This is a genomic window from Aquihabitans sp. G128 (assembly GCF_019048865.1).
Classification (GTDB): Bacteria; Actinomycetota; Acidimicrobiia; order Acidimicrobiales; family Iamiaceae; genus Aquihabitans.
On record NZ_CP077604.1, the window covers coordinates 52107 to 77393 of the forward strand.

Consider the following 25287-nt stretch of genomic DNA (forward strand, 5'->3'; position numbering starts at 1 on the left):
ATCGCGGCGTTGGCACAGCGGTGGGGCACATCCGGTGTCGGCAGCGTTTCCGGCGATGGAAACCATCGTGACGGCCCCTGCTCCCAAGGGAAACCATCGTGGTGTCGGGCTACCATCCGGCCACGCCCCGGGCTCGTCGGTCCACCCGACGCCCGCACCACGAGGAGCTGCCGTGTCCACCCGAGCCCTGCGCAACCTGGTGGGCGGCGAGGCCGTCGACGCCGCCGACGGCGCCACGATCGACCTCGTCGACCCCTCCACCGGCGAGGTCTTCGCCACCTCGCCCCGCTCCGGCGAGGCCGACGTCGACGCCGCCTGCCGGGCCGCCGCCACCGCCTTCGAGTCCTGGCGAGACACCACGCCGAGCGAGCGGCAGCGGGCGCTCCTGCGCTTCGCCGACCTCGTCGAGTCCCACGCCGATGAGCTGGTGGCGCTCGAAGTCGGAGAACACCGGCAAGCCGATCGGGCTGACCGCCGAGGAGGAGGTCCCGCCGATGGTGGACCAGATCCGCTTCTTCGCCGGCGCCGCCCGCGTGCTCGAGGGCAGCTCGGCGGGGGAGTACCTGGCGGGGCACACGTCGTGGATCCGCCGGGAGCCCGTGGGCGTGTGCGCCCAGGTGACCCCGTGGAACTACCCGATGATGATGGCCATCTGGAAGCTGGCGCCGGCGATCGCCGCCGGCAACACCGTCGTGCTCAAGCCGTCGGACACCACGCCGGTCACCACCATCCGCCTCGCCGAGCTGGCGGCCGAGGTGTTCCCCGACGGGGTGCTCAACGTCGTCACGGGCGACCGCACCACGGGCGCCGCGCTGGTGGCCCACGAGATCCCGCAGATGGTCTCGATCACCGGCTCGGTCCGGGCCGGCATGGAGGTCATGCGCTCCGCAGCCGACGACCTCAAGAACGTGCACCTCGAGCTGGGTGGCAAGGCGCCGGTGCTGGTGTTCGACGACGCCGACCTCGAGGCGGCCGCCGAGGCCATCGCGGGCGCCGGCTACTTCAACGCCGGCCAGGACTGCACGGCGGCCACGCGGGTGATCGCCGCGCCGGGCATCCACGCCGACCTGGCCGCCGCCCTGGCCGAGCAGGCGGCGGGCACCACCACCGCCCCGCCGTCGAACGCCGATGCCGACTACGGCCCGCTCAACAGCGCCGCCCAGCTCGACCGGGTCTCGGGCTTCGTCGACCGCCTGCCCGACCACGCCTCGCTGCTCGCCGGCGGGTCCCGGGTGGGCGACGCCGGCTTCTTCTACGCCCCGACGGTCATCGGCGGGCTCCGCCAGGACGACGAGGTCGTCCAGAACGAGATCTTCGGCCCGGTGATCACCGTGCAGCAGTTCAGCGACGAGGACGAGGCCGTGCGGTGGGCGAACGGGGTCAAGTACGGCCTCGCCTCGAGCATCTTCACCAGCGACCACGGCCGGGCCCTGCGCGTGTCGCGCCGGCTCAACTTCGGCTGCGTGTGGATCAACACCCACATCCCGCTGGTGGCCGAGATGCCCCACGGCGGTTTCGGCCACTCGGGCACGGGCAAGGACCTCAGCAAGTACGGGCTCGAGGACTACACCCGCATCAAGCACGTCATGTCCGCCTTCTGAACCGGAGCGCACCGTGAAGATCCTGTTGGTTGGAGCGGGGGGCGTCGGTACGGCGTTCGCCAAGATCGCGGCGCGACGGGAGTTCGTCGACGCCCTGGTGGTCGGCGACATCGACGAGCGGCGTGCCTCGGCCGCGGCAGCAGCGTTCGGCCCGACCGCCCGGGGCGTCGCCCTGGACGCCTCGGATGCCGGAGCGGTGCAGGCGCTGCTGGAGGCCGAGGGCCTCGACGTGCTCATGAACGCCGCCGACCCGCGCTTCGTGATGCCGCTCTTCGACGCTGCCCTGGCCGCCGGGTGCCACTACGTCGACATGGCCATGTCGCTCTCGAAGCCGCACCCGGACGCCCCCTACGAGCAGACCGGGGTGAAGCTGGGCGACGACCAGTTCGCCAAGGCCGCCGAGTGGGAGGCCCGCGGCCGGCTCGCCCTCGTGGGCATGGGCGTCGAGCCGGGGCTGTCGGACGTCTTCGCCCGCTACGCCGCCGACAACCTCTTCGAGTCCATCGACGAGGTCGGCATCCGGGACGGGGCCAACCTGGTGGTGGCCGGCTACGACTTCGCCCCGTCGTTCTCGATCTGGACCACCATCGAGGAGTGCCTGAACCCGCCGGTGGTCTGGGAGGCCGACCGGGGCTGGTTCACCACCGAGCCGTTCAGCGGTGCCGAGGTGTTCGAGTTCCCCGAGGGCATCGGCCCCGTCGAGTGCGTCAACGTGGAGCACGAGGAGGTGCTGCTCGTGCCCCGCTGGGTCGAGTGCCGGCGGGCCACCTTCAAGTACGGCCTGGGGGACGAGTTCATCAACGTGCTCAAGGTGCTGCACCAGCTCGGCCTCGACCGCACCGACCCCGTCTCGGTCCGCGGCACCTCGGTCTCGCCGCGCGACGTCGTGGCCGCCTGCCTGCCCGACCCCGCCACCCTCGGCGACAAGATGACCGGCAAGACGTGCGCCGGCACCTGGGTCACCGGCACCGGCAAGGACGGCAGCCCGTTCGAGACCTACCTCTTCCACGTCGTCGACAACGAGTGGTCGATGGCCGAGTACGGCTCCCAGGCGGTGGTCTGGCAGACCGCCGTCAACCCCGTCGTCGCCCTCGAGCTGGTGGCCAACGGCACCTGGTCCGGCGCCGGCGTCCTCGGCCCCGAGGCGTTCGACGCCGTCCCCTTCCTCGACCTCCTCACCGAGTACGGCAGCCCCTGCGGCCGCCGCGACGGCCCCGGCACGCCGGCTTCGTCCTGACAGCTCCTCCTGCTGGCCTGAGCGGAGTGCGGGCTGCTGGCGGCTGGGAGTGAGGTCGGGCTGCCTGAGTGGTTGCTGGTTGCCGGGGTGCTTGGGACCAGGGCGGTCGTGCTCCCTGGGCTGGGTGCGTCCTTGTGGGGTGCTTGGGACCACGGCGGGGTCGTGCTCCCTGGGCTGGGTGCGTCCTTCTGGGGTGCTTGGGACCACGGCGGGGTCGTGGGTCTCGGCTTGCAGGGCGCGACGGAGGCTGGGTTGGGCGGTTTGGTAGGGGATATCCGCTTCTGGGGCGGGTTCGCCGGGATTCCTGTCGCTGGGGGTCGCATAGCGACCCTTTGCGCCAGGAATCGGCCGGTCGTGGGCGAATTGGCTGATCTAGGCGGTGCGACGAGCAAGGTTCGTGACCTCAACGCGGTGAGGAGCGTGAAGTGCACGAACCTTCGCCGCGAAACATGCCGAGAACGGACCTTGCGGACGAAGCGGCCAGGCGCACACCACCCGCTCGATCCCGGCTCTGCCGTCGGCGTGGTTCGAAGCGGTGGGCGGGGGAGGGGCCCTGGTCCGAAGCACCCCGGTCGCCGGCGAACCGGCCGGGACGCGGGGCGTGCGATGCGGCCAGGCGCACACGACGAGCCCGCCGCCGGCTCTGCCGTCGGCGCGTGGTTCGAAGCGGTGGGCGGGGGAGGGGCCCTGGTCCGAAGCATCCCGGTCCCCGGCGAACCGGCCGGGGACCGGTGGGGATGAGCGCTCCGGGAGGGCGTGGACGCTCACCAGGTGGGGCCGGGCCCCCGCGGGTCAGGGGCGGGTGGCGGCGAGGGCGTCGGCGACGACGGTGAGGCCCTCGTGGAGGAGGTCCTCGCCGATGACGAGCGGGGGGAGGAAGCGGATGACGTTGCCGTAGGTGCCGGCGCCGAGGGTGACCACGCCGGCGGCGTGGCAGGCGGCGAGCACGGCGCGGACCCGTGCGGGGTCGGGGCTGGTGCTGCCGGGGACCACCAGCTCGATGGCCTGCATGAGGCCGCGACCGCGGACGTCGCCGATGCCGGGGTCGTCGGCGGCGAGCGCCTCGAGCCGAGCGCGCAGCACGTCGCCCAGGGTGGCGGCGCGCTCGACGAGGCCGTCTCGCTCGATGAGCTCGATGGTGGCCACGGCGGCGGCGCAGGCGACGGGGTTGCCGCCGTAGGTCCCGCCCAGCCCGCCGACGTGCACGGCGTCCATGAGGGCGGCCCGGCCGGTGACGCCGGCCAGGGGGAGGCCGCCGGCGATGCCCTTGGCGGTGGTGACGAGGTCCGGGACGATGCCCTCGTGCTCGCTGGCGAACCAGTGGCCGGTGCGGCCGAAGCCGGTCTGGATCTCGTCGGCCACGAAGAGGATGCCGTGCTCGCGGCAGAAGTCGACGAGCGCCGGGAGGTAGCCCTCGCCGGGCACGATGAAGCCGCCCTCGCCCTGGATCGGCTCCACCAGGATGGCGGCGACGTTGTCGGCGCCGATCTCGGTGCGGATGTGGTCGATGGCCTGGGTGGCCGCCTCGGGCCCACAGGCGTCGGGCCCTCCCGGCCAGCGGTAGGGGTACGCCATGGGCACCCGGTACACCTCGGGGGCGAAGGGCCCGAAGCCGGCCTTGTAGGGCATCGACTTGGCCGTGAGGGCCATGGTCAGGTTCGTGCGCCCGTGGTAGGCGTGGTCGAGCACCACCACCGCGCTGCGGCCGGTGGCGTGCCGGGCGATCTTGACGGCGTTCTCCACCGCCTCGGCACCGGAGTTGAACAGCGCCGAGCGCTTCTCGTGGTCGCCGGGGGTGAGGCGGTTGAGGTGCTCGGCCACGGCGACGTAGCCCTCGTACGGCGTGATCATGAAGCAGGTGTGGGTGAACGCCGCCGCCTGGGCCGCCACGGCGGCGGCCACCTCGGTGTCGGCGTTGCCGACGTTGACCACGGCGATGCCCGAGCCGAGGTCGATCAGCGAGTTGCCGTCGACGTCGACCAGCACGCCGCCACCGGCGGCGACCACCTGGATGGGCAGCGTGCTGCTGACGCCGGACGCCACCGCGGCCTGGCGTCGGGCGTGGAGCGCCAGCGACCGAGGCCCGGGGATGGCCGTGACCAGGCGGCGCTCCTGGGGCAGGGTCGGTCCGCCGACGGTGGGCGTGGTGATCACATCGGTCATCGGTGGGTCCTTGGTGCGGGGGAAGGCATCACTTCGATGCGGCTGCAGCCACCTTGCGCCAGATCGGGCGGGGCAGGAAGCGGAACGCTGTGAAGATCGGGGCCAGCTTGGCGGGCGACCACACGGTGTGGCTGCCCTTCTTGATGGCGGCGACGACGTCGACCGCAACCGCCTCTGGGGTGGTCTCCATGGGCCCCTTGCCCAGGTGGGCCGTCATCTGGGTGCGCACGAAGCCGGGTCGGACCACGAGCACCGATGCGCCCGAGCCCTCGAGCCGGTCGCCGAGGCCCTGGGCGAAGGCGTCGAGCCCCGCCTTGGTGGAGCCGTAGACGAAGTTGTCGGCCCGGGCCCGCATGGCCGCCACGGAGGTGATGACCACCAGCGTGCCGTGGCCCTGGGCCTTGAGGTGCTTGGCCACGGCCAGGCTCGACGACACCCCGCCGGCGTAGTTGACGATCGCCGCATCGGCGGCGGCCTTGGGGTCGTCGTCGAAGGCGGCCTGGTCGCCCAGCACGCCGAAGGCCGAGATCACGACGTCGAGGTCCGGGTGGGCGGCCCACACGTCGTCGACGATCTGCTCGTGGCTGGCGGTGTCGGCGGCGTCGAAGGCCACGATCTCGACGGTGGTGGCACCAGCGGCGCGGAGCTTGTCGGCGACGGGACCGAGCTTGGCGGGGTCCCGTCCGGCGAGCACCACGGTCTTGCACCGCTCCGATGCGAGCAGCTCGACGGTGGCGGTGGCGATCTCCGAGCCGCCGCCGAGGACGAGGGCGGACTGGACGGCGCCGAGGGCGTCTCGCATGGCGTGGGTGCTCCGGGGACGAGGGTGGACGGTCGTCCAGCATGGCACGGGGCTTCGGCGCGCCGAGGCGCCGTCGGTAGCCTGGGCCGACCATGAGCACCCGCAAGCTGATCCTCGCCGCCCTGCTGTGCGGCATGGCCATCCTCGTGGCCTTCACCCTGCAGTTGCTGCTGATGGGCTGACCCCCGACCCGACCGGCAGCAGGTTACGAGGCGCAGAACTTCGAGCCGACCGCCGTCCGTGGCCCTCCTCGGGTCCGTACCGTCGGGGTGGTGAGCATCGACCAGACCGAGCGGCCCGAGGCGCCGAGCGCATCGGAGCGGGCCCTGCCGCGTCGCAGCCGGTCCCGGGACGCCCTCGCCGGCTTCCTCGGGGCGGCCACGGCGCTCGTCGCCATCGAGATCGTGACCCTGTTCGACGCCACGGGCCGATCGGTCACCGAGACCGTGCAGAACGAGTTCATCTCGCGGTTCGCCGGCTCCCTGAAGGAGACCGCGGTCTCGCTGTTCGGCACGAACGACAAGGCCGCCCTCCAGGTCGGCACCGCCATCGTCGTGGTGCTCCTCGGCTCGCTGCTCGCAGCTCTGGCCGGGCGCCGGAGCGCCGTCGTGGCCGGGGGGTTCTCGGCGTTCGCCCTCCTGGGCATCGTCGTGGCCCTCGGCGATCCGCTCGCCTCCCACCCCGTCGCGGTGGTCGCCGCCGTGCTGGGCGCGGTGGCCGGCATCGCCGCCACGCTCGGCCTCGAGCACTGGTGGCACGGCGAGGGCCCCTCCTTCGTCACGAGCGCCCCGGCGGCCCGGGCTGCCGCGGCGGACGGGGCGCCGTCGCGGCGCACGGTGCTGACCTCGGGCGGGGCCACCGCCCTCCTGCTCCTGCTGGGCACCGGCTTGGCGCGGGGCGCGCCGCTCCTACCGGTCGGCGGCCACCGCCGTGAAGAAGGCGATCCCGAAGCCCGTCCGCACGGTTCCCGTGCCGGCCACCCAGCCCTTCGAGGTCGACGGGATCAGCCCGTACGTGACGCCGACGAAGGACTTCTACCGGATCGACACCGCGCTCCCGGCCCCGATCGTCGACGCCGCGAGCTGGCGGCTCCGCATCTCCGGCATGGTCGACAAGGAGGTCACGGTCACCTACGACGACCTCCTCGCCCGCAAGCTCGTCGAGGTCCCGATCACCATTCAATGCGTGTCGAACTACGTGGGCGGCGACCTCATCGGCACCGCCCGCTGGACCGGGGTGCCCCTCAAGGAACTGCTCGAGGAGGCCGGGGTCCAGCCGGGCGCCACGCAGATCATGGGCGAGTCCGTCGACGGCTTCACCGCCGGCTTCCCGGTCGAGGCGGGCCTGGACGGCCGCGACAGCCTCCTCGCCGTGGGCATGAACGGCCACCCGCTGCCCACCGAGCACGGGTTCCCGGCCCGCCTGATCATCCCGGGCCTCTACGGCTACGTGTCGGCCACCAAGTGGATCACCGAGATCCGCCTGACGACCTTCGAGGAGGAGCAGGGCTACTGGGTGCCGCTGGGCTGGTCGGCCAAGGGCCCCATCAAGCTCCAGTCGCGCATCGACGTCCCCCGCGACGGCGCCTCCGTGGCCGCCGGACGCCAGGCCGTGGGCGGGGTGGCCTGGGCGCCGCACACCGGGGTCAAGGCCGTCCAGGTCAAGGTCGACGACGGGGGGTGGCAGGACGCCGAGCTCGGCACCGTCGCGTCGATCGACACCTGGGTGCAGTGGCGCTACGAGTGGGACGCCACCGCCGGGCAGCACGAGCTCGCCGTCCGGGCCGTCGACGCCGATGGCCACGTGCAGACCGCAGCCTTCGCCGACCCGGCCCCGAACGGGGCGACGGGGCACCACACCATCGACGTCCAGGTGGGCTGACCAGGCCGATCGGGGCGGGCGGCCTGATCGGTAGGGTGGACCACGAAGGTCGGTGGAACGAGCCACCGACGGGGCCGGCGCAGCCGTCGGTCCAGATGAGAGGACCACCGTGAGCGACGACGCTGCCCCCGCGACCCACTTCGACGTGATCGTGATCGGGGGCGGGCCCGCCGGCTACGGCGCCGCCCTCTACGGCTCGGCCGCCGGGCTGAACATCGCCGTGGTCGAGAAGGACAAGGTCGGCGGCACCTGCCTGCACCGGGGCTGCATCCCGGCCAAGGAGCTGCTCGAGACCGCCCACGTGTACCGCACCGTGAGCGAGGCCTCGAAGTTCGGCATCGAGTCCTCGGCCCCCACCATCGAGTTCGGCACCACCATGGAGCGCAAGAACACCGTGGTCGACACGCTGTTCAAGGGCCTCTCCGGCCTGCTCAAGAACCGGAAGGTCACCGTCTTCGCCGGCACCGGCACGCTGCGGGCCGACCGGGGCGTCCACGTGGTGGGCAACGACGGCGAGACCGCCGACATCACCGCCGACGCCGTCATCCTGGCCGCCGGTTCGGTGCCCCGCTCCATCCCCGGCTTCGACGTCGACGGGAAGGTCGTGCTCACCTCCGACGAGGTCTTCGAGCTCACCGAGCTGCCGAAGAAGGTGGCGGTGATCGGTGGCGGCGCCATCGGCTGCGAGTTCGCCTCCATGCTCAGCGACCTGGGCTCGGAGGTCACCATCCTCGAGGCCCTGCCGCAGATCCTGCCGGGCGTCGACAAGGACGTGGTCAACACCGTCCTGCGCTCGTTCAAGGGCCGCAAGCTCGACGTGAAGACCGGCGTGAAGGTGGCCGGCCACAGCGCCGGCTCCTCGGGCACCACCGTGCACGTCGAGGGCGGCGACGACCTCGAGGTCGACGCCGTGGTCGTCTCGGTGGGCCGCCGCCCGCTGTCGGACAGCCTCGGCCTGGACGGCACCGGCGTCACCGTGACCGATCGCGGCTTCGTCGAGGTCGACGAGCTGTGCCGCACCTCCGTCGACGGCGTCTGGGCGGTCGGCGACCTCATCGCCACCCCCGGCCTCGCGCACGTGGGCTACGCCGAGGCCATCCTCGTCATCAAGCAGCTCCTGGGCGAGGAGGCCATCCCGGTCGACTACGGCAAGGTCGCCTGGTGCATCTACTCCAAGCCCGAGGTGGCCTTCGTCGGCCTCTCGGAGCAGGCCGCCCGTGACGCCGGCCACGACGTCGTGGTGGCCAAGCACCGCTGGGGCGGCAACAGCCGGGCCCTGATCGTCGGCGACACCGAGGGCGTGGTGAAGATCATCGCCGAGAAGCGCGAGGACGGCACCGGCGGGCAGGTCCTGGGCGTGCACATGTCCGGTCCCTGGGTGACCGAGCAGCTCGGCCAGGCGTACCTGGGCGTGAACTGGGAGGCCACCGTCGACGACATCGCCCACTTCATCCAGCCCCACCCCTCCCTGTCGGAGACCTTCGGCGAAGCCGTCCTGTCCCTGACGGGCCGCAGCCTCAACGGCTGAGCGGCCACCCGGCAGCCCCGGCGGCCGAGCAACTAGAACGAACCCACCCCCGAAACCTGCACCAGAAAGCGAGCGGCGCACCATGGCCGACATCGAGCTCCCCCAGTTGGGCGAGAGCGTCACCGAAGGCACCATCACGCGGTGGTTCAAGGCGATCGGCGACCAGGTCGCCGAAGACGAGCCCCTGTTCGAGGTGTCCACCGACAAGGTCGACTCCGAGGTCCCCTCGCCGTCGAGCGGCTACCTGGCCGAGATCCTGGTCGAAGAGGGTGACACCGTCGACGTCGGCACCAAGATCGCCGTCCTGTCCGACGGTCCTCCCGGGGGTGGCGACGGCGGCGGCGAGGCCGAGGCCCCCGCCGAGGAGCCGGCGGCCGAGCCCGAGGCGAAGGCCGAGGAGGCCGTCGACGAGGAGCCCGCACCGGCCGCCGAGACCGAGGCCGCCGAGCCGGAGCCTGCTGCGGCGCCCGAGCCGGAGCCCGCGCCCGAGCCCGCCAAGGCCGAGGCCCCCGCCGCTCCGGCCGAGCCCGCCGCTCCGGCCGGCGATGCCCCGCTCCTCTCGCCGGTCGTGCGGCGGCTGCTCGACGAGGCGGGCGTGCCGGCCTCCGACGTGACCGGCACCGGCATCGGTGGCCGCATCACCCGCGCCGACGTCGAGGGGCACCTCCGCGACCAGCCGGCCGCCAAGGCCGCCCCGGCTCCGGCTGCTCCCGCCGCCAAGGCCGCACCGGCCGCCGCCCCCGCCGCCGCCAAGGCCTCGCCCGCGCCGGCCACCGCCCGCATCGCTGCCGCCTCGGCGGCGGCCGTCGGCACCGACAACGCCGTCCCGCTCAACAAGATCCGCAAGATCACCGCCGAGCACATGGTGCGCTCGTTGGAGACCTCGGCCCACGCCTACGTGAGCACCGAGGTCGACTTCGAAGCGGTCGAGCGGGTCCGCAAGGCCAACAAGGACCAGTTCAAGGCCGACGAGGGCGTGTCGCTGACCTACCTGCCGTTCGTGGGCCGGGCCCTGGTGGACGCCCTCGCGGAGTTCCCGCAGGTCAACGCCTCCATGGGCGACGACGCCACCCAGCTCGTGGTCCACGGCAGCGTGAACCTGGGCATCGCGGTGGACCTCGACCACGAGGGCCTCATCGTCCCGGTGATCCACGAGGCCCAGGACCAGCGCCTGCGAGCCATCGCCCGCCACGTGGCCGAGCTGGCCTCGAAGGCGAAGTCGAAGGGCCTCACCGCCGATGACATCACCGGCGGCACCGTCACCATCACCAACGTCGGCAGCACCGGCAACGCCTTCCTGCTGCCGATCATCAACCAGCCCCAGGTGATGATCCTGGCCACCGACGGCATCAAGCGGAAGCCGGTGGTGGTGGTCGACGCCGACGGCGACGAGTCCATCGCCATCCACTCGGTGGGCAACCTCACCCTGGGCTGGGACCACCGGGCCTTCGACGGCGCCTACGCGGCGCAGTTCCTCGCCCGGGTCCGCGAGATCCTCGAGACCCGCGACTGGGCCGCCGAGCTGTAGCCGGCACCCGCCGCAACGATCGAACCGGGTGGGTTCCTCGGGGCCCTCGCCCTGGGCACCCCACCCGGTTCGCGCTTGGGGCGGCGCCGGTAGCCTCGGATCCATGGCTCCCGACCCGACGGCACCCCGACCGCTGCACGTGCGGTGGCTGGGCACGGTGCGCTACCAGGACGCCAACGCCCTGCAGCACGGCCTCTACGACACCGCCGTCGACGACCACCTGCTGCTGTCGGAGCACAAGCCCGTGTACACGCTCGGCGTGCGGGCCGACGAGGGGAACGTCCTGGTCGATCCGGCCTCCGTGGGCGCGGAGCTGGTCCGCACCGACCGCGGCGGTGACGTCACCTACCACGGCCCCGGCCAGCTGGTGGGCTACCCGATCCTGCACCTGCCCGGGAAGGGCGGCGGCACCAAGCCCGACTCCGCCGCCTACGTGCACGACGTCGAGCAGCTGGTCATCGACTCCCTGGCCGACCTCGGCCTCGCCGCGGACCGCCTGCCCGACTACCCCGGCGTCTGGGTGGGCGTCGGCACCGACGCCCCGCGCAAGGTCTGCGCCATCGGCGTGCGGCTGAACCGGGGACGCACGCTGCACGGCTTCGGCCTCAACGTCGATCCCGACCTCACGATGTTCAACCACATCGTCCCGTGCGGCATCCCCGACAAGGCGGTCACGTCCCTGCGGGCCGAGGGCATCGACGCGACCATGGCCGAGGTGGTCGACGTGGTGGTGGCCCGGGCCACCGAGCGGTGGGGGGCCGGCGGGGTCGATCGCCACGACGTGGTGTGGCGCCACCGCGAGAGCGACCTCGCCCCCTTCTCCCGCGGCGAGGGCGCCGGCGAGGTGGCCGGCCAGGTCAGGGCCAGCGGGCCCACCCGCGGGCGGGAGGCCACCGGCGCCGCCAAGGCCATCGACGAGCAGGCCGCCGCCGAGGGGACGTCGGTGCGCCTGCTGGGCCGCCTGGCCGATGCCGGCGTGGCCCAGGGGCTCGCCATCGGCGAGCGCAAGCCCGAGTGGATGCGGGCCAAGGCCCGCATGGGCGAGGACTACCTCCGCCTCAAGCAGACCATGCGCCAGCTGGACCTGGTCACGGTGTGCGAGGAGGCGGGCTGCCCCAACATCTACGAGTGCTGGCAGGACGGCACCGCCACCTTCATGATCAACGGCGAGCGCTGCACCCGGGCCTGCGGCTTCTGCCTGGTCGACACCCGACACCCGCAGGCGCCCGATCCCGGCGAGCCCGAGCGCGTGGCCACCGCGGTCGAGCAGATGGGCCTCCGCTACGCCGTGCTCACCACCGTCGCCCGCGACGACCTCGCCGACGGCGGCGCTTCCCAGTTCGCCGCCACCATCGCCGCCATCCGCCGACGCACCCCCGGCGTGCAGGTCGAGACCCTCATCTCCGACTGCAAGGGCGACCCCGCCTCGCTGGACGTGATCTTCGAGGCCCGTCCCGAGGTGCTGAACCACAACATCGAGACCGTGGCCCGGCTCCAGCGCGCCGTGCGGCCCTCGGCCTCCTACGCCCGGTCGTTGGCCTTGCTGGCCCGGGCCAAGGCCGCCGGCCTCACCACCAAGTCCAGCCTCATCGTGGGCATGGGCGAGACCTTCGACGAGCTGGTGGGAACGCTCGCCGACCTGCGCGGCATCGGCGTCGACATCGTCACCATCGGCCAGTACCTGCGGCCCACCACCCACCACCTGCCGGTGGCCCGCTGGGTCACGCCGGAGGAGTTCGCCGAGCTCAAGCGCATCGGCGAGGCCATGGGCATCGACCACGTCGAGTCCGGACCGCTCACCCGGTCCAGCTACCACGCCCGCCAGGCCGCCGACGCTGCTGAGGTCGAAACCGTGGCCCCGGCCGCGCTGGCTTAGGGGCAGACTGGTCCCCATGGGCAAGCAGTGGGACGCCATCCCCCCGCACCTCGTCGAGTGGATGCCGGCCCAGCCGGTGTTCTTCGTGGCCACCGCCCCGCTCACCGCCGAGGGCCACGTCAACGTCTCGCCCAAGGGCGACGACACGTTCCGGGTGATCGACGAGCGCACCGTGGCCTACCTGGACCTCACCGGCAGCGGCGCCGAGACCATCGCCCACACCCGGGAGAACGGCCGGCTCACGATCATGTTCTGCTCGTTCGACGCTCGGCCCGACATCGTCCGGCTCTACGGCGAGGGCGAGGCGGTGCTGCCCGACCACCCGGACTTCGCCGACCTGGTGGCCCGCTTCCCCGAGAAGCTCTCCACCCGCAGCGTGATCCGGCTGCACGTCCGCGAGGTCACCAGCTCCTGCGGCTTCGGGGTGCCCTACATGACCCTGGCCGGGCCCCGTCCGATGATGGACGAGTGGGCCGAGCGCAAGGGGCCCGACGGCATCGTCGAGTACCGGGCCCAGAAGAACGCCCACAGCCTCGACGGCCTCCCCGCGCTGGCCGACTGACGGTGGCCGACGAGCCCCAGCCGCGCTACGCCGCCGGCAGCCGGGCCGGGCGGGCCCCCGAGGAGCGACCGGCGACCCCGGAGGTCGTGCGGTCCCCGGCCACCGAGCCGGTCATCGACATCCGCCCGCCCGCGTGGTTCGCGGCGGCGTCGAAGGTCGTGGCCGTGCTGCTGGTGCTCCTCGGCGTGGTGGCGGCGACGGCCGGCTTCCGCACGGGGGACCCCGTCTCGGCCCTGGTGAGCCTGAGCGGCGGCGCCCTGCTGGCGGTCCTGGCCTGGGACGCCTCGACCCGTTCGGCGGTGACCGAGGGCGACGAGCTGGTCCTGCGCCAGTGGTTCCGGACGGTGCGCGCCCGCCGGGCCGACATCGACGAGTTCGACGCGGTGCGGGCCAGCTTCCTCCGCTGGGACATCGTGCTGGTCCCCGACGACGGCGACCTGCTCCGGCTGTGGGTCACCCGCACCCTCTCCGCCGGTCGTCGCACCCGCCAGGGCTGGCTGGCCGACCTGGAGGCCTGGCGCACCTGGGTCGAGCCCGACTGCACCGTCGGCTGAGGACCGGGCGGGGCCTACCCTTGGCCCCATGCATGCCGAGCGCCTCGACCGGGTCCGTGCCGCGATGGGGGAGCAGGGCGTCGACGTCCTCCTGCTCTCGGTCGGGCCGGACCTGCCGTGGCTGATCGGCTACGAGGCCATGCCGCTCGAACGGCTGACCATGCTGGTGGTCCCCCGCGACGGCGACGCCACGCTGGTGGTGCCCCGCCTCGAGGCGCCCCGGGTGGTCGAGCGGCCGGACGTGTTCGCCATCGAGCCGTTCGAGGAGTCCACCGACCCCATCGCCCTCGTGGCCGGGCTCGCCGGTGCCGCCGCCACCGTCGCGGTGGGCGACCGCACCTGGGCCCGGTTCGTGGTCGACCTCCAGGGCGCCCTGCCGGCAGCGGCCTGGCGCAAGGCCAGCACGGTCACCGGACCGCTGCGAGCGGTCAAGGACGCTGCCGAGGTCGCGGCGCTGCGCCGGGCCGCCGAGGCCGCCGACCGGGTGGCGGCGCAGCTGCAGGGCGGCCAGATCCCGTTGGTGGGCCGCACCGAGGCCGACGTCTCGGCCGACATCGGCCGTCGCCTGGTGGACGAGGGCCACCAGCGCGTGAACTTCGCCATCGTGGCCAGCGGGCCGAACGCCGCCAGCCCCCACCACGACGCCGACGAGCGGGTCATCCGCGCCGGCGAGGTCGTGCTCTGCGACTTCGGCGGGACCATGGTCACCGAGGGCGGCGCCGGCTACTGCAGCGACATCACCCGCTGCGTGTCGATCGGCGAGCCGCCGGCCGAGGTGGCCGAGGCGTACGCCGTGCTGCACGAGGCCCAGCAGGCCGCGGTGGCCGCCGCCACGGTCGGCACGCCGTGCGAGGAGGTCGATGCCGTGGCGCGTCGCATCATCACCGCCGCCGGCTTCGGCGAGCGCTTCTTCCACCGCACCGGCCACGGCATCGGCGTCGAGGAGCACGAGGACCCCTACGTCGTGGCGGGCAACGCCACCCCGCTCGAGCCGGGCCACGCCTTCTCCGTGGAGCCGGGGATCTACACCACCGGCTCCTGGGGCCTCCGGCTCGAGGACATCGTGGTGGCGGCCGCCGACGGTCCCGACCCGCTCAACCGGGCCGACCACCAGCTCGTGGTGGTGGACGCCTAGCGGGCGCCTTGGCGCAGCAGGACCACCGGGATGGTCTTGGCCAGGATGGCGAGGTCGGTGGCGAGCGACCAGTTGTCGACGTAGTACAGGTCGAGGCGGGTGTAGTCCTCGAAGCTGGTGTCGCTCCGACCGCTGACCTGCCACATGCCGGTGATGCCGGGCTTGACCCGCAGGCGCTGGGCCAGCAGGGCGTCCCACTCCTCGGTCTCGTGGGGCAGGGCGGGCCGGGGGCCCACCAGGCTCATGTCGCCACGGAGGACGTTCCAGAGCTGGGGCAGCTCGTCGATCGAGGTCTTGCGCAGGAAGCGCCCGACCCGGGTGATGCGGGGGTCGTGGGCCATCTTGAACAGGGGCCCGTCGGCCTCGTTGCTGTCCATGAGGTCGGCCAGCTGGGCCTCGGCGTCGACGACCATGGTGCGGAACTTCAGGACCGGGAACGGGTCGGAGTCCTGGCCCACCCGCACCTGCGAGAACAGGAACGGGCCCCGGGAGTCGAGCTTGATGGCGATGGCGGCCACGAGGGCGATGGGCGCCGTCAGCACGAGGCCGATGGCGGCGGCCACGACGTCGAAGGAGCGCTTGGCGGCCGCCCGCCAGCCGCCCCGGGTGACGGGCTCGACGTAGACGATGGGGAAGCGGCCGAGGGGGCGCACGGTCAGGCGCTGCGACGAGATGTCCCGCAGGGTGGACGACAGCTCGACGTGCACGCCCTGGTCGAGCAGGTCGCGGGCGAGGCGGTTGGTCACGGTGCTCTCGACGCCGCTGGTGGCCACGATGACGCTGGCGTTCGGGTACTCCTGGAGCACGCCCTGGATGTCGCCGAAGCCGCCCAGCAGCGGCACGCCGGGGACGGGCTCGCGAGCCGGCGCGGTGTCGTCGACGAACCCGATGACCTCGTAGCCCAGCCAGGGCTCGGCCTTGAGCATGGCGGCGATGTCGCGACCCTCGGGGTTGGCGCCGGCCACCACCACGTACCGCACCATGCGGCCGCCCTGGCGCAGGCGCTGGAACGTGCGGCGGGCCACCTCGCGCTCGATGGTGACGGTGAGGCAGGCCACGAGCGCCAGGATCACGAGCGACGACCGCCGGAGCAGGACGCCGGCCAGGTTGGCCACGAGCGAGACCGACAGCGTGCCGAGCAGGGTGGCGTTGACGATCCGCCGGAACTCGTCGATCCGGCGCCCGATGAACCGGGTGTTGTAGAGCCGCTGGTTGGCGAAGAGCCCGAGCCAGACCGGCAGCGTGGCCAGGGTGGACCAGAGCAGCTCGTTGCGCGACGAGCCGGCGGTGGGGTCCCACCAGTCGAAGAGGAGCACCGACAGCAGGGCGGTGACGATGAGCGCCGCGGCGTCGGCGCCGATCATGACCAGCTTCGGTCGCCACGGCGCCGGAGCGCTCGAACGGCGTCGGCGGCGGGGCTGGCGCGAGGCGCGGGGAGCGGGGGCGTGCTCCGAGACGTCGGCCTCGACCACGTCGCTCGTCACCAGCTGCCCTCCCTGCATCGTCACCGAGCGTAGCGGCTGTGCGCTCATAGTTCACGCAACGTCATGTGAACGGCACCTGCGCCTCACCTGAACGGTGTCCGGGCGTCACCTCGGGTGACACGGACTGGTCGGCAGGGGTGAGGCGCCTACGCTGCCCCGCCATGGCTCGCAGACCACGGCGTCGCACGGTGCTCCTGTCGCTGCTCGGCGTGGCCATCCTCTGGATGATCGGCACGGCCTACCTCGCCAATGAGGCTCGGCGCGCGATGTCTTCCGGGAAGGACCGCCTGGAGTCCGTGCGCCAGGGCGCCACCACGTCGTCGCTCCTCGACCCGAAGACGGCCAAGGACCTCGACGCCGCCGACGCCGACTTCTCCCGGGCCCGCTCGAAGCTGCGCAGCCCGGTGCTCGCCCCCCTGCGGATCGTGCCGGTGCTGGGGCGCCAGGTCCGGGCCGCCGACAAGGTGGTGGCCACGTCGAAGGGCGCGGCGAGCCTGGCCGCCGACGCCGTCGACGACCTGCAGGAGCTCCAGGGCCGCGACCTCGGCGCCGGTCCCCAGCGGGTGGAGGCGCTCGACGACCTCGCCGCCATCGTCGCCCGCACCCGCACGGGCCTGGCGGCCCTCGACCCAGGCTCGCCCGACGCCCTCGTCGGACCGCTCGGCGATGCCGTGGTGGAGCTGCGCTCGCAGCGCGACGAGACCGTCGACGGCCTCGCCCGGGCCCAGCAGGCCACCGAGGCGGTGGCCAAGGTCCTCGACGGGCCGACGCCGTACCTGCTGATCGGGGCCAACAACGCCGAGATGCGGGCCGGCGGCGGCATGTTCCTGTCGGCCGCCACGCTGGGGTTCGACCACGGCACGCTCGAGCTGGGCGACGTCCGGCCCACCGAGCAACTCGTCCTGCCGGCCGGCTCGATCCCGGTGTCGGGGGACCTGGCGGCCAACTGGCCCTGGCTCGACGGCGGACGTGACCTGCGAAACATGGCGCTCAGCGCCGACTTCCCCCAGAGCGCGCCCATCGCGGCGGCCAACTGGGCCAAGGTCCCGGGCGGGACGAAGGTCGGCGGGGTCCTGGTGGTGGACGTCGACGCCATCCGCGGCCTGCTCCGCGTGGTCGGGCCCGTCGAGGTCGACGGCACCCGCTACACCGCCGACACCGTCCGTGGCGAGCTCCTGCGCAAGCAGTACGCCCGCTACGGCGACGACCGCGACGCCCGGCGCGACCAGCTGGGAGCCGTCGCCAAGGAGGTCTTCGCCCGCATCGAGGCCGGCGACTTCGAGCTCGACCGGCTCGCCACCGCCCTCACCGACGCCGTGCAGCGCCGGAACCTCTTGATCTGGTCGAGCGACCCGGCGGTCCAGCGGTCCTTCGCCACCGCCGGCGTCGACGGGCACCTGCGATCGAACTCGGTCTCGGTGGCCGTGCTCAACCGGGGCGCCGAGAAGCTCGACTCCTACCTCGACACCGCGGGCACCATCACGTCGTCCACCCGAGCCGACGGCCGGGTGGGGATCACCGTCCGCTACCAGCTCGTCAACCGGGCTCCGGCGAGCGGACCCCGGTACGTGGTGGGCCCGAACATCGAGGGGCTGGTCGAGGCCGAGCACCGCGGCATCGTGGTCGCCAACCTCCCGGCCGGGACGACGGGGGTCGAGCTGCGTGGGGCCACCCGGACGCTGCTCGGCAGCGACGGTCCCACCCTGGTGGTGGCGGGGAGCCTGGACGTCCCGCGCGGGAGCACGGCCGAGGTCGTCGTCACCGGCGTGCTGCCGCAGGGGGTGCGGTCGGTGGTGCTCGAGCCGTCAGCCCGCATCACCCGCACCCGGTGGACCGTCGACGGCACGGCCTACGAGATCGACCGGCGTCGTACCCTCGACCTGGGCCGCTGAGGGCGTCGTCGCATCTCCTGCCATTCTGTGACCCTGCGTAGCGGGATCACCGATTCGAACACGGAGAGTGTTGACGGCGACCACACGACTGCGTAGGGTGACGCCCATGTCGCTCCGCCGCACGCTCCAACTCGCCTTCGCCCTCGCGGTGGCCTCGCTCGCCCTGGCCTTCTCCACCGCCGCCGGCGCCGTCGACAACCCCGACTACACGGCCCCGCCGCCCACGTCGGTCGTCTCGAACTCGACGCCCAAGCCGGTGCGCCAGATCGCCAGCACCGCGGCCACCCCATCCCGCCAGCAGCTCGCCATCACCGGCTCCGACGTGGCCGGCACCGTCGCCGTCGGCACGATCCTGGTGGCCGGTGGCGCCGTCGTCCTCCTGGTGCGCCGTCGGGCCGCCGCCTGATCGACCTGGCCCCGGCGGGCCCCGTACGACCTGTCTGACGCAAGGCCCGGGCTCCGGCCCGGGCCTTCGTCGTTCCCGGCCACCGAGGGTGGGCCGCCTCGGCGGCGACGGGTGGTCAGCGGTGACGGACGATCAGCGGTGGCGGCGAGCGGCGTGGCGGGCGACCAGCGGGTCGACCAAGGCCCGGAAGCGGTCGACGGTGGCGCCGACCTCGCCGTCGTCCGGCGGGATGCGCAGGGCGGTCGGATCGGCCAGGGCGCGGTCGAGCAGGGCGACGAGATCGGCCTCGTCGGCGGCCAGCCACACCAGCTCCCGCTCGCCCATCCAGGCGGTGAAGGCCACCTGGTGGTCGTCGACGTGCTCGCCGAGGGTGCCCCGGCGGGGCACCACGATGGGCCGGTGCCCGACCGAGCGAGCGTCCATGATCCCGCCGGGACCGCCCTGGGCCACCACGGCGTCGGCGCCGGCCATGGCGGCCACCAGCTCGTCGTAGCCCAGCATCTCCACCGACTCGACGTGGGCCGGCGCCGCCGACTCGCCCCGTTGCACCAGCACGGCCACGTCGGGGTGGGCCACGGCCCAGGCGTCGATCCAGCCGACCAGCCGGTCGAACGGGTGGTGGTCGGTGCCCACCGTGACCACCACGCGGTAGGGCCCGCTCACAGCAGCGGCCCGATCACGACGGTGTCCTTGTACAGGGCCTGCTGCTCGGGCCACTGCACGCAGAAGCGGGTGGTGAAGGGCCGGCACAACCGACCGGTCATGGTGGGGGAGTCGATCCGGTCGAACACCTCCGCGTAGATGGTGGGGATGCGCAGTGCCCAGGCCACCACGAAGAACGGCACCGCCACGCCGGCGCCGGTGGACACCACGGCGTCGGGCCGGATCCGCCACACCTCGCGGATGGCCAGCACGGTGTTGCGGAGCAGGTTCGGGATGTTCCGGGTGGTGGGGTGGTGGGCCCAGATGACGGCCTCGTCGGCCAGCACGGAGCGGGCGTCAGGCTTGTCGAAGGTGACCCACGTGCGGTCGTGGCCCCGCCACCAGCCACCGAGGCGGACGAGCTGGGCCAGGTGGCCGCCGGCCGAGCCGACCAGGAGCACGTGGCCGCGGGCCGGCTGCTGGTCGTCGACACCCGTCATCGGCCAGACCGTACCCGGCCCGGAGTGGCCCGCCGTGCGCCGGGGTCCGTACCCTCGGCCTGGCCATGATCCGCCTCGACGCCGCCTCCTTCCTGTTGCAGTGGGCCGTCGGCGGGCTGTTCTTCACCTGGCTCACCACGCGGCGCCGCGAGGTGGGCCTCGGCTACGGCTGGCTCATGCGGGTGGTCTTCGGCTCCTTCGCCCTGGCCTCGATCGTGGTCGGCCAGGCGGTCGGGCCGGTGCCGGTCCGCGACGTCGCCGCCGGTGGCGTGGTCCTGGCCTCGGGGTGGGCGCTGCTGGTGTCGGTCCGCCGCAAGGCGGCCGGCGTGGCCGGGCAGCGCGAGCGCATCGAGAAGCGCACCGCCCGGGTGGCGGCCATGACCGGCATCGACCGCGAGGAGCAGCGCTTCGACAAGGCGGCGGCGGAGTTCCCGCCGGCGCTCGACCTGGTGGCCCCGGCCATCGGCCTGGTGGGCCTGGTGGCCGCCGGCATCGATGCCGGCTCGCCGGCGTGGCTCTCGGTGCTGCGCATCGTGGTCGGCGCGGCGTTCCTGGGGTCGGTGTCCGACGCCATGCTGCTGGGGCACTGGTACCTGGTGCAGCCCGGCCTGGCCCGCGGCCCGCTGCTCGAGCTGGTGCGCTGGACGGGCTGGCTCTGGCCCTTCGAGGTGGGCGTGATGCTCCTGCCCACCGGCATGGTGTCGGTCCTGAACGGCTCCATCGACGACAACTACGGCGGGATCCTGGGCTGGATGTGGGCCACGTGCGCGGTGACCACCATCGGCCTGGTGGTGGTCACCCGCGCCGCCCTGAAGGAGCGCCAGTACTCGGCGGTGATGGCGGCCACCGGCCTGCTGTACCTGGCCATCCTCACCGCCTTCGGCACCGACCTGGTGGCCCGGGCCGTCCTGGCCTGAGCTCAGGCCGCCGCCCGTTCCAGCTGCAGGGCGCCGAGGCCGAGGTCGGCGTCGAGCACCACGGTGGGCCGGCGAGCCGCCTCCTGGCCCTCGGTGGCCGGGAACCGGCGGTGGAGCTCGAGGTCCGTCCCGTCGATGCCCACCTCGCGGTCGTCGAGCAGCACCGAGCCGCCTCCGAGGTGGCCGCGGAGCTCGACGTCGACGTCGCGGGGCAGGCGCACCTCGGCGGCGCCCATGCCCAGGTCGAGCCGCACCACCGTGCGCGACCCAGGGGCCAGCTCGAGCCCGGTGAGGTCCAGCTCCTGGTGGCCGACGCCGAGGCGGTAGCTCGGGGGCAGGTCGGCGATGCTGGTCGGGCGGTCGCGGTGGTGGCCGATGCCGCCCCGGAAGGTCACGCCGGGGATGGCGGCGAGCACCAGGAACGGGATCGTGAGCACGGCGACGCCGGCGAGGGCCCACGACCACCCCCAGAGGGGTGCGGTCGCCAGGCCCACCAGGGCGATGCCCAGCACGGTGGCCGGCACGGCCCACCCCGGCAGCGAGACCCAGCCGGTGGCCCAGAGGGCCCCGGTCACCGTGGCGCCCTCGACGGCGCCGAGGACGAAGAGGTTGCGCACCAACCGGTGCTGGCGTCGGCGCTCGCGCCGGGAGGGGGGCAGGTCCAGCACGGAGGTGGAGGGCGCGGCATCGTCGTCGGACCAGCGGCGCACGGGCTCGGTGAGGTCGTCCGGCGACGGCTCCGCCCCGGGGACCACGGCGGTGGGGGTGGCCCACAGCTCGACCGCCGTCGGGTCAGCACCCGGGTCGGTCGGCGTCGACGGGGCGGCCGGGGTGGGCGGAGCCGGACGGCGACCGCCGCCACCCGGGCCGCCGCCGTCCGGGCCGTCCCCGCCCGGTCCGACGTCGCCCCCGCTCGGACCGGCCGAGCGGTGGCGGTCGTGGCGGGTGGCCCAGGCCAGGGCGGCGATCCCCAGCACCAGGAACACGGGGAACGGCCCTTCATGCGACCCGTCGGTGGCGACGGACCAGGCCCCGCTGGCCACCAGCGCCGCCACCACCAGGAGGATGGCGGTGGTGACGGGACGGTCGCTGCTCGGGCCGTGCTCGCGGTACCAGCGCAGCGCCACGGGCTCGTCGTCGATGGTGTCCGGCACGAACAGCCAGGCCGCGGCGTAGGCGACCAGCACGAAGCCCAGCGAGAAGATGGCGGCCACGCCGAGGGCGATCCGGATGATGTTGGGCTCGAGGCCGAGGTGCTCGGCCAGCCCGCCGGCCACGCCACCGAGGTACCGGTCCTCGGTCGAGCGGCGCAGGCGACGGGCGTCGCGGCCGAAGGGCGGTGGGGGCGGGTTGGGGGGCGGAGGAGCGTGGGTGGAGGTGTCGGGAGCCATGGGGCCATCGTGCGCGGCAGAGGCCTCCGGCACCATCGGGTACCTCCCGCTGCAGACCCCGAGCACCCTGAGGTCCGCCTCGGGGTCATCCCTGGTGCCGCTCGCGGCCCCGGGGTGCGACCATGGGCGGGCCCCATGGACGCCACCCCACCCCCTGCCCCCGGCCCGCCGCCGACGGCCGAGCCGCCACCGGTGCCGTTCTCCCGCGGGCGGCGCAGCCCCGGGTGGATCGACAAGGCCCCGGGGCCGCCGTGGCGCAGCCGGGACGACCACGTCGTCACCGGCCTGGCCGGCGGCACCGCCGAGTGGCTGGGCATCTCGGCCACGCTCGTCCGAGCCGTGCTGGCCTTCGTGCTGGTGGGCTCCGGCTTCGGGGTGCTGGCCTACGTGGGCGCGGCGATCCTGCTCCCGGTGGCCGACCGCTCGGTCCCGCCGGACGAGCGGGCGGTCCGCCTCCCGCAGGGGCGCGACCTCGAGCGATCGGGGATCGCGCTGCTCGTGGCCTTCGGTGGGGCGCTGCTCCTCCGGCTGGTGGGCGTCTGGCTCGGCGGCGACCTGGCCTGGCCCGCAGCAGTGGCAGCCGCCGGCCTCTCGCTGGTCTGGGGCCGTACCGACGTGGAGCGCCGAGAGCTGTGGCGCTCGCGCCTCGTGCGCCTGCCCGGGGACGAGGCGCCAGACCGCGGGGAGGTCGTGCGGCGGCGGCGCAGCACGGTGGCCCGCTTCGTCGCCGGCACCGTGCTGTTCGTGGTCGGTGGCTCGTGGGTGCTGGCCGTGGCCCGGCCCGAGACGGTGGTGCCGGTGCTCGCGGCGACGACGGCCACCACGGCCGGGCTGGCGCTGCTGGCCGGACCGTGGATCGCCGGCCTGTGGCGGGAGCTGGGCGAGGAGCGCCGCCGCCGGATCCGGGACCAGGAACGGGCCGAGGTGGCCGCCCAGCTCCACGACTCGGTGCTGCAGACCCTCGCCCTGATCCAGCGCGACCCGGAGACGCCCCGGCGGGTGGCCCACCTGGCCCGCCAGCAGGAGCGTTCGCTGCGACGCTGGCTCTTCACCGAGGAGGCGCCGAACCCGGTCGACGGCGAGCCCGACCTCGCCGACCTCCCGGCGCCGCCGACGTTCGGGGCCCGCCTGCGCATGGCCGCCGAGGAGGTCGAGGACGCCACCGGCGCCGCCGTCGAGTTGGTGCTCGTGGGCGACGCCAGGGCCGACGGCCGCACCGACGCCCTCGTGGCCGCAGCCCGCGAGGCCATGCGCAACGCCGCCGTCCACAGCGGTGCCGACGAGGTGTCGGTCTTCGCCGAGGCCACCTCCACGTCGCTCACCGTCTTCGTCCGCGACCGCGGCTCCGGCTTCGACCCGGTCCTGGTACCCGCCGACCGGCACGGCCTCCGAGAGTCGGTCGTGGGTCGCCTCGCCCGGGTGGGCGGCAGCGCCACCGTCGCCAGCGCCCCGGGCGAGGGCACCGAGGTCTCGATGGAGCTGATCCGATGACCGGTCGCGTCCGCGTGTTCCTCGTCGACGACCACACGTTGTTCCGCGCCGGGGTGCGGGCCGAGCTGGCCGAGTCGGTCGAGGTGGTGGGCGAGGCCGGCGACGTCGCCGAGGCCATCGCCGGCATCGAGGCCAGCAGGCCCGACGTCGTCCTGCTCGATGTGCACCTGCCCGGGGGCGGGGGTGCGGCGGTGGCCGCCGCCGTCCGCGAGCGGCGGCCCGAGGTGCGCTTCCTCGCCCTGTCGGTCTCGGACGCGGCCGAGGACGTGATCGCGGTCATCCGGGCGGGGGCGCGGGGCTACGTGACCAAGACCATCGACCGGGCCGGCCTGGTCGACGCCATCGCCCGAGTGGCCGCCGGCGACGCCGTGTTCTCGCCCCGCCTCGCCGGCTTCGTGCTCGACGCCTTCGCCCACGACCCGGGGGAGGCCCCGGCGGTGGCCGATCCGGAGCTCGACTCGCTCACGCCCCGGGAGCAGGAGGTCCTGCGCCTCATCGCCCGGGGCTACACCTACAAGGAGCTGGCCCGACAGCTGGTCATCTCGGTGAAGACGGTGGAGACCCACGTGTCGTCGGTGCTGCGCAAGCTCCAGCTCTCCAGCCGCCACGAGCTCACCCGTTGGGCCAACGACCGGCGCCTGCTCTGACGCTTAGGCTCTGGCCATGGCTCGACCCATCTGGAACGGCGCGATCAGCTTCGGGCTCGTCAGCATCCCGGTGAAGCTCTTCTCCGCCACCGTCGACAAGTCGGTGCGGTTCCACCAGATCGACTCCCGGACCGGCAGCCGCGTCCGCCAGAAGCGGGTGGCCGAGGCCGACGGCGTCGAGGTGGGCTACGAGGACATCGTCAAGGGCTACGAGCTGGCCTCGGGCCGCTACGTCACCATCACCGACGACGAGATGGCGTCGGTCGACCCGAAGGCTAGTCGCACCATCGACCTGCTCGAGTTCGTCGACCTCGAGTCGATCGACCCGATCTTCTACAACTCGGCGTACTACCTGGCCCCCGACCCGGCCACTGCCAAGCCCTACGCCCTCCTGCTCAACGCCATGCTGGACGCAGGCAAGGTCGGCATCGCCACCTTCGTCATGCGGGGCAAGGAGTACCTGGCCGCCATCCGAGCGGACGAGGACAAGCTGGTGCTCTCCACCATGCGCTACGCCGACGAGATCCGCGGCGTGGAGGAGATCGAGCAGCTCGACGCGGTGCGCGAGGTGGAGCTCACCGACAAGGAGGTGGCCATGGCCGGCCAGCTCATCGAGAGCCTCGACGCCGAGTTCGACCCCAGCCGCTTCCACGACTCCTACCGCGAGAAGATCATGGAGATGGTCCAGGCCAAGGGCGACGGCGAGGAAGCGCCCGTGGCCGAGGTCGAGGACGACGGCGAGCACAAGGTGATCGACCTGATGGCCGCCCTCGAGGCCAGCGTCGCCGACGCCAAGGCGGCCCGGAAGCGCCACCCGACGGGCGCCGAGGCCGAGGCCGAAGACGACGAGGACGAGGCGCCGGCCAAGAAGGCGGCCGCCAAGAAGGCGCCGGCGAAGAAGGCGGCGGCCAAGAAGGCTCCGGCGAAGAAGGCGGCCGCCAAGAAGGCGCCGGCCAAGCGGGCCGCCGCCCGCAAGTCGGCCTGAGGCCCGCCCCGCCCCCATGCCCGGCGCGCACCGAGGTCACCATCGACGGGCGGGCCCTGTCGGTC

Annotated in this window: 20 protein-coding genes and 1 pseudogene; 15 read left to right on the plus strand and 6 right to left on the minus strand. The window is 73.5% G+C overall.

Going from position 1 to position 25287, the window contains the following annotated elements; genetic code table 11:
• Positions 1–172: 172 nt before the first annotated feature.
• Together KSP35_RS00280 and KSP35_RS00285 are read left to right on the plus strand one after the other, a co-directional pair.
• Positions 173–1601, plus strand: a pseudogene (locus KSP35_RS00280) (gamma-aminobutyraldehyde dehydrogenase).
• Positions 1602–1614: 13 nt separating this feature from the next.
• Entirely contained in the window at positions 1615–2838 is a 1224-nt protein-coding gene (locus tag KSP35_RS00285; RefSeq protein ID WP_216998262.1) for a saccharopine dehydrogenase family protein, read from the plus strand.
• 792 nt (positions 2839–3630) lie between these two features.
• On the opposite strand, the gene gabT is transcribed toward KSP35_RS00285, so the two are convergent.
• A complete protein-coding gene (gabT, locus tag KSP35_RS00290) occupies positions 3631–5001 on the minus strand; it encodes a 4-aminobutyrate--2-oxoglutarate transaminase (protein ID WP_216998263.1) in 1371 nt (456 codons plus the stop codon).
• 28 nt (positions 5002–5029) lie between these two features.
• On the minus strand, positions 5030–5803 hold the full coding sequence (locus KSP35_RS00295; RefSeq protein WP_216998264.1) for an SDR family NAD(P)-dependent oxidoreductase: 774 nt from the start codon (positions 5801–5803) through the stop codon (positions 5030–5032).
• 930 nt (positions 5804–6733) lie between these two features.
• Between KSP35_RS00295 and KSP35_RS00300 the strand changes: the two genes are divergently transcribed.
• The 7 genes from KSP35_RS00300 to KSP35_RS00330 all read left to right on the plus strand — a co-directional run bounded on the left by KSP35_RS00300 (position 6734) and on the right by KSP35_RS00330 (position 14867).
• On the plus strand, positions 6734–7684 hold the full coding sequence (locus tag KSP35_RS00300) for a molybdopterin-dependent oxidoreductase (protein ID WP_216998265.1): 951 nt from the start codon (positions 6734–6736) through the stop codon (positions 7682–7684).
• A 109-nt stretch (positions 7685–7793) separates the two neighbouring features.
• On the plus strand, positions 7794–9212 hold the full coding sequence (gene lpdA / locus KSP35_RS00305; RefSeq protein WP_216998266.1) for a dihydrolipoyl dehydrogenase: 1419 nt from the start codon (positions 7794–7796) through the stop codon (positions 9210–9212).
• 82 nt (positions 9213–9294) lie between these two features.
• On the plus strand, positions 9295–10740 hold the full coding sequence (gene sucB / locus KSP35_RS00310) for a 2-oxoglutarate dehydrogenase, E2 component, dihydrolipoamide succinyltransferase (protein ID WP_216998267.1): 1446 nt from the start codon (positions 9295–9297) through the stop codon (positions 10738–10740).
• Positions 10741–10843: 103 nt separating this feature from the next.
• Positions 10844–12616 carry a lipoyl synthase gene (gene lipA, locus KSP35_RS00315; RefSeq protein ID WP_216998268.1) on the plus strand — a complete coding sequence of 591 codons (1773 nt, stop codon included), beginning with the start codon at positions 10844–10846 and terminating at the stop codon, positions 12614–12616.
• A 16-nt stretch (positions 12617–12632) separates the two neighbouring features.
• Positions 12633–13178: a pyridoxamine 5'-phosphate oxidase family protein gene (locus tag KSP35_RS00320; protein WP_216998269.1), complete on the plus strand. Its 546-nt coding sequence runs from the start codon at positions 12633–12635 to the stop codon at positions 13176–13178.
• A 2-nt stretch (positions 13179–13180) separates the two neighbouring features.
• Positions 13181–13732: a hypothetical protein gene (locus KSP35_RS00325; protein WP_216998270.1), complete on the plus strand. Its 552-nt coding sequence runs from the start codon at positions 13181–13183 to the stop codon at positions 13730–13732.
• Positions 13733–13760: 28 nt separating this feature from the next.
• Positions 13761–14867, plus strand: coding sequence for a Xaa-Pro peptidase family protein (locus KSP35_RS00330; RefSeq protein ID WP_216998271.1), 1107 nt, complete (start codon positions 13761–13763; stop codon positions 14865–14867).
• Here the strand turns inward: KSP35_RS00330 and KSP35_RS00335 are convergent.
• The gene (locus KSP35_RS00335; RefSeq protein WP_216998272.1) at positions 14864–16369 is read right to left on the minus strand and encodes a sugar transferase; all 1506 of its coding nucleotides are present in this window, start codon (positions 16367–16369) and stop codon (positions 14864–14866) included. The two genes, KSP35_RS00330 and KSP35_RS00335, sit on opposite strands and share 4 nt — an antisense overlap.
• Positions 16370–16512: 143 nt before the next feature.
• Between KSP35_RS00335 and KSP35_RS00340 the strand changes: the two genes are divergently transcribed.
• Positions 16513–18243, plus strand: a complete 1731-nt coding sequence (locus KSP35_RS00340) for a DUF4012 domain-containing protein (RefSeq protein ID WP_216998273.1) — start codon at positions 16513–16515, stop codon at positions 18241–18243.
• Between the two features lie 106 nt (positions 18244–18349).
• On the plus strand, positions 18350–18649 hold the full coding sequence (locus tag KSP35_RS00345) for a hypothetical protein (protein ID WP_216998274.1): 300 nt from the start codon (positions 18350–18352) through the stop codon (positions 18647–18649).
• 132 nt (positions 18650–18781) lie between these two features.
• On the opposite strand, the gene KSP35_RS00350 is transcribed toward KSP35_RS00345, so the two are convergent.
• Together KSP35_RS00350 and KSP35_RS00355 are read right to left on the minus strand one after the other, a co-directional pair.
• Complete coding sequence (locus tag KSP35_RS00350) at positions 18782–19312, minus strand: glycosyltransferase (RefSeq protein ID WP_216998275.1); 531 nt, start codon at positions 19310–19312, stop codon at positions 18782–18784.
• Positions 19309–19791 carry a hypothetical protein gene (locus KSP35_RS00355; RefSeq protein ID WP_216998276.1) on the minus strand — a complete coding sequence of 161 codons (483 nt, stop codon included), beginning with the start codon at positions 19789–19791 and terminating at the stop codon, positions 19309–19311. Before KSP35_RS00355 ends, KSP35_RS00350 begins: the two co-directional genes overlap by 4 nt.
• A gap of 65 nt (positions 19792–19856) precedes the next feature.
• Here KSP35_RS00355 and KSP35_RS00360 point away from each other — a divergent pair, with 65 nt between their 5' ends.
• Positions 19857–20708, plus strand: a complete 852-nt coding sequence (locus KSP35_RS00360; RefSeq protein WP_216998277.1) for a hypothetical protein — start codon at positions 19857–19859, stop codon at positions 20706–20708.
• A gap of 2 nt (positions 20709–20710) precedes the next feature.
• Here KSP35_RS00360 and KSP35_RS25150 read toward each other — a convergent pair whose 3' ends face one another.
• The gene (locus KSP35_RS25150) at positions 20711–22099 is read right to left on the minus strand and encodes a PspC domain-containing protein (RefSeq protein ID WP_216998278.1); all 1389 of its coding nucleotides are present in this window, start codon (positions 22097–22099) and stop codon (positions 20711–20713) included.
• Positions 22100–22291: 192 nt separating this feature from the next.
• Here KSP35_RS25150 and KSP35_RS00370 point away from each other — a divergent pair, with 192 nt between their 5' ends.
• From KSP35_RS00370 to KSP35_RS00380, 3 genes are read left to right on the plus strand one after another with little or no spacing between them, the layout of a single operon-like run.
• Positions 22292–23590 (plus strand): ATP-binding protein, encoded by a 1299-nt coding sequence (locus KSP35_RS00370; RefSeq protein ID WP_216998279.1) that lies wholly within the window; start codon positions 22292–22294, stop codon positions 23588–23590.
• Complete coding sequence (locus tag KSP35_RS00375) at positions 23587–24237, plus strand: response regulator transcription factor (protein WP_216998280.1); 651 nt, start codon at positions 23587–23589, stop codon at positions 24235–24237. Before KSP35_RS00370 ends, KSP35_RS00375 begins: the two co-directional genes overlap by 4 nt.
• 16 nt (positions 24238–24253) lie before the next feature.
• Positions 24254–25222, plus strand: coding sequence for a Ku protein (locus KSP35_RS00380; protein ID WP_216998281.1), 969 nt, complete (start codon positions 24254–24256; stop codon positions 25220–25222).
• The last annotated feature ends 65 nt before the right edge of the window (positions 25223–25287 follow it).

Bases quoted from the DNA above. Each gene is read 5' to 3' on its own strand.
- lipA (WP_216998268.1), top strand. From the start codon at position 10,844: ATGGCTCCCGACCCGACGGCACCCCGACCGCTGCACGTGCGGTGGCTG.
- KSP35_RS00355 (WP_216998276.1), bottom strand. From the start codon at position 19,791: ATGACGGGTGTCGACGACCAGCAGCCGGCCCGCGGCCACGTGCTCCTG.
- KSP35_RS00380 (WP_216998281.1), top strand. From the start codon at position 24,254: ATGGCTCGACCCATCTGGAACGGCGCGATCAGCTTCGGGCTCGTCAGC.
- KSP35_RS00340 (WP_216998273.1), top strand. From the start codon at position 16,513: ATGGCTCGCAGACCACGGCGTCGCACGGTGCTCCTGTCGCTGCTCGGC.
- KSP35_RS00345 (WP_216998274.1), top strand. From the start codon at position 18,350: ATGTCGCTCCGCCGCACGCTCCAACTCGCCTTCGCCCTCGCGGTGGCC.
- sucB (WP_216998267.1), top strand. From the start codon at position 9,295: ATGGCCGACATCGAGCTCCCCCAGTTGGGCGAGAGCGTCACCGAAGGC.
- KSP35_RS00330 (WP_216998271.1), top strand. From the start codon at position 13,761: ATGCATGCCGAGCGCCTCGACCGGGTCCGTGCCGCGATGGGGGAGCAG.
- KSP35_RS00295 (WP_216998264.1), bottom strand. From the start codon at position 5,803: ATGCGAGACGCCCTCGGCGCCGTCCAGTCCGCCCTCGTCCTCGGCGGC.
- gabT (WP_216998263.1), bottom strand. From the start codon at position 5,001: ATGACCGATGTGATCACCACGCCCACCGTCGGCGGACCGACCCTGCCC.
- KSP35_RS00335 (WP_216998272.1), bottom strand. From the start codon at position 16,369: ATGCAGGGAGGGCAGCTGGTGACGAGCGACGTGGTCGAGGCCGACGTC.
- KSP35_RS00375 (WP_216998280.1), top strand. From the start codon at position 23,587: ATGACCGGTCGCGTCCGCGTGTTCCTCGTCGACGACCACACGTTGTTC.
- KSP35_RS25150 (WP_216998278.1), bottom strand. From the start codon at position 22,099: ATGGCTCCCGACACCTCCACCCACGCTCCTCCGCCCCCCAACCCGCCC.
- KSP35_RS00320 (WP_216998269.1), top strand. From the start codon at position 12,633: ATGGGCAAGCAGTGGGACGCCATCCCCCCGCACCTCGTCGAGTGGATG.
- KSP35_RS00360 (WP_216998277.1), top strand. From the start codon at position 19,857: ATGATCCGCCTCGACGCCGCCTCCTTCCTGTTGCAGTGGGCCGTCGGC.